This is a genomic window from Butyrivibrio sp. VCD2006, from assembly GCF_000423925.1.
Lineage (GTDB): Bacteria > Bacillota > Clostridia > Lachnospirales > Lachnospiraceae > Butyrivibrio.
Window position 1 is genome coordinate 1 of the sequence record NZ_AUIX01000067.1, and the last position, 3,265, is coordinate 3,265.

The following is a 3,265-nucleotide window of genomic DNA, read 5'->3' on the forward strand; positions in this document are numbered from 1 at the left end:
TGGAGAAGATTTGGTTTTATAAAAAAACGTGTTTTACCTGAACCGGAACCACCGACAACAAGTACATTTTTATTTCTTGCATACTTTGGTTCCTTTGGTCTGCTGCTCATGGTGATTCGCTCTGTCTGCGACAAGATGACATTGTTCTCAAAAGCAGGATCCTCATAAGGTTCTATGTCCTCATGTTTTCCCCACCTTGCTGAGCCGTATTCGATATTGTGCCGAAAGTGCTTTGCGTTCTTGCCCTTCAGATAAACTGCAAGTCTAAGTGCCGCTCCGCAGGCTGCTCCCACAACTATATCAAACAGATTAAAGCTGGGAAGGATGTCTGAAAAAGCTTTCGCAAATCCACCATATAAGATAAGGCTCTGCATCCTTTCTGAAAAGCTGCTTCCAGAAGATAGTCTCCAGGCTTCTCCCAGATTAGTTGCAAACAGTCCTACAAGTACATAGGGAATGTTCAGGATAATCTTCTTTTTTAGTTTTTTGTTCATCTGACATTCTCCTTGAATTTCTCCTTCACCCTGCGGGGCTGCATGGCTATCTTTTCCTTAATCTTCCTTAGCTGCTCCAGGATACTTGGCTTTTCTTTCTTTTCACGTTTCACCATTTTGGCGGAGTATTCCTTTACAACTGCAGTAATGGCATCAATATCCTTCGCCTTGAAAAAGCATGTGTACTTCGGTGGATCTGCAGTCTTGTCTTTCACAATCGCATAATCCACTCCATACTTATTTGCTATCTTCTTGAAAGTCCGCATGCTCTCTCCGCCGACCTCCATACTTGAAGCTCCCTGTCCCTGCTTTATCAGCTGTTTAACAGTCTGCTTGCCTTCTTTTGGAAGCATCCGTTTCTCACGCCTGTGCCTAAGGAATGATTTGAGTCCACGCCAGAGTGTCACTGCGGACACTTTTCCTACCCTGAACGCCAGATGCACACTCTTTTCTGATACTTCATCATTCATGTCTTACCTCTCATGCTGCGTTCTTAACTTCTGTTTTTCTGCATAATGCCCTGTGTTCATTCATGATCTTTGCCATACAGGGAAAGCAAAAGGCATGCCCTTCTCCATATGGGCACGGCGTTTTGCAGTTATGAGGTTTCAGTCCACTCACAGGTATAGGATCCCTCGTTCCGCAAAACTGTTTACCACCACTGTATTTGTCCCTGTTATATGCATCAGACATTTCCTTTTTCCTCCCGTATTCTCCAAAGATTTCTGTTAAAAAAGCCCCAGACCGGTATTTCACCAGCCCAGAGCTAATTTTTTATAGTTCAATATCAGAGAGTTGCATCTCCCTTTGATTTGGTAACAGCTTCTACTGCTTTATTTGCAGGCTGCTTTGATGCCTGCTCCTTTGCCGACTTGAGCTCACCAAGAAGTGATTTCTTGTCACCGGCCTCAGCTTCTTTTGCTTCCCTTGCAGCCTGACGCTCCACAAACTTCTCACCAAGCTCAAAGATCTTCTCCTTTGAATCATAGTGATAAACGTTATCTGTGAGCTGATCTGCAGGATCTACTGTTGTAGCATTGACCTCCTTAACCATGTTTTCCAGGCTCTTAAGATCGAAGTTTCCATTGTCCGGAATAATCAGCACTTCATGGATGCTGCTGGGCAAAATGAAAAAGTCACCATTAACCCTTTCTGAAGCCTTATCCATGAAATCCTGATATGCAAGAACACCGGCTCCATGCACATTTCCCTCAACAGAAGCAACAAACATCTGCTCCTGCTCAGGTGGAATGTTAAGGCCAAGCATCTCAAGATCCTCAACACCCATCTGCTTAGCAAGGACTTCTCCCATGCCCTGGATCACAAGAGGTCTGATCTCCGGTGCATTTTTCACAGCGTCCTCATGAAGCTGCTCAGGTGTCACTCCATAATTATCAAGCATCTGATTTGTAACAAGGATCGTACCTGAACCCTGGTCCGTATCACCTAGAACAAATCGATAAACAACTGCCATGTCCTCCATATCCTTATGCGGAACTGTCTCAAGGATTTCTGCATTCTTCTCAGCAGAAACAACCTCCATAGCAAGTGTCCCCTTCATCTGCTCGTAATCACTGAAGGCTGCTATATCAAAAGCAGGCTTGTTATCAAGCGCCCTCTCTGCAAGATCCGCCGCACCTTTTACAACATCATCATATGAGGTTCCGTTCTCAAACTCCTTATAAAGCGCTGTTGCGTTGAGGTTAACACCAATTATGCTATCCCCAGGTTTTACTGTAAGCGCCTCATAAGTCTCATTCATCTTATCAACTGTGCGGTTATCAACAGAAATATCACCGCCTGTTCTTGATTCCAGTGTCTCTTTCACATCCTTCGCAAGATTCTCTTTAAATGTCTCAAAGTCCATGTTATTTTCATCTCCTTTTTAAACGATTGTATTCAGGGCAAAAAAGAAAGCGCTGTTCCGGTACGTCTGCCGGAAGCTAGCGCTTCACACAATAATTATTTTCTTGCAAGAAAAATGCACCTTGCGGTGCGGGATTTCGTATCTCACATCTCTTGGTGCATTATAACAATATCATGTTCAAAAACAGATTGGAAGTCACAAAGCATTACAAGTCATTACATCTAAGCCACTTCGCATTACAAATCATTACATTCAGCATCATCCTCTTCGAAATATGGCTGAAGAATTTCCATAATTTCTTTGTTCCGCTCAAGAAGATTGTAAATACCATCCTCTGATAAAACACCTCTCTTAAGATTCTCCGGATAAAGCCCCTGCTCATCTGCCTCATAGTCTTTTCGCCATTGCCTGCTCCCGTAATAGCTTGCAAGGTTCTGGATATCATCCTGCATATGCTGAAGGTCAAATATGGTCGCCTCAAGGGTATTAAGAGTTTCATTAGCCTTTTGATAGACAGCTTCCATCTTGTTCAGATTTGGCGGAACATTATCCTTCTTCAAACGTTTTGCAAAATGATTTTTCTTATGTTCATATCTTTCCGCAGCATTCTCAGGGTATAAGAGAATCCCTCTGCTATTCAGAAGTTCCGTGACTCTCTTATGCGCCTCATCATCTGAAAATCCTTCCTCCATCTGATCCTTATAAATCGCATACATCAGATTAGTACATTTAGCCTTAGCTCTCTGCTTAAGATCTCTGTATTTTTTTACTCTAGGTGGATGTTTCTTTTTACTCATATACTTATTTTCCCAATGTCATTAACTTTAGAATGAATTAACCAACGCCAAAGATATGTTCGGTTAACTTTAGCATGACACATCATCAATAAGTTCCGAAAGCCAAG

4 protein-coding genes and 1 pseudogene are annotated in these 3,265 nt (G+C 42.7%); all 5 read right to left on the minus strand.

Annotated elements, in window-relative coordinates; genetic code table 11:
* Positions 1-494, minus strand: a pseudogene (locus G586_RS23590) (VirD4-like conjugal transfer protein, CD1115 family); the annotation flags it as partial.
* On the minus strand, positions 491-964 hold the full coding sequence (locus G586_RS0116850) for a PcfB family protein (protein ID WP_026528643.1): 474 nt from the start codon (positions 962-964) through the stop codon (positions 491-493). The gene G586_RS0116850 and the pseudogene G586_RS23590, both read right to left, overlap by 4 nt.
* A gap of 10 nt (positions 965-974) precedes the next feature.
* Positions 975-1,187 (minus strand): hypothetical protein, encoded by a 213-nt coding sequence (locus G586_RS0116855; protein ID WP_026528644.1) that lies wholly within the window; start codon positions 1,185-1,187, stop codon positions 975-977.
* A 94-nt stretch (positions 1,188-1,281) separates the two neighbouring features.
* Positions 1,282-2,361 carry a DUF5688 family protein gene (locus G586_RS0116860; protein WP_026528645.1) on the minus strand — a complete coding sequence of 360 codons (1,080 nt, stop codon included), beginning with the start codon at positions 2,359-2,361 and terminating at the stop codon, positions 1,282-1,284.
* A gap of 236 nt (positions 2,362-2,597) precedes the next feature.
* On the minus strand, positions 2,598-3,158 hold the full coding sequence (locus G586_RS27105) for a DUF4298 domain-containing protein (RefSeq protein ID WP_242832049.1): 561 nt from the start codon (positions 3,156-3,158) through the stop codon (positions 2,598-2,600).
* Positions 3,159-3,265 lie beyond the last annotated feature (107 nt).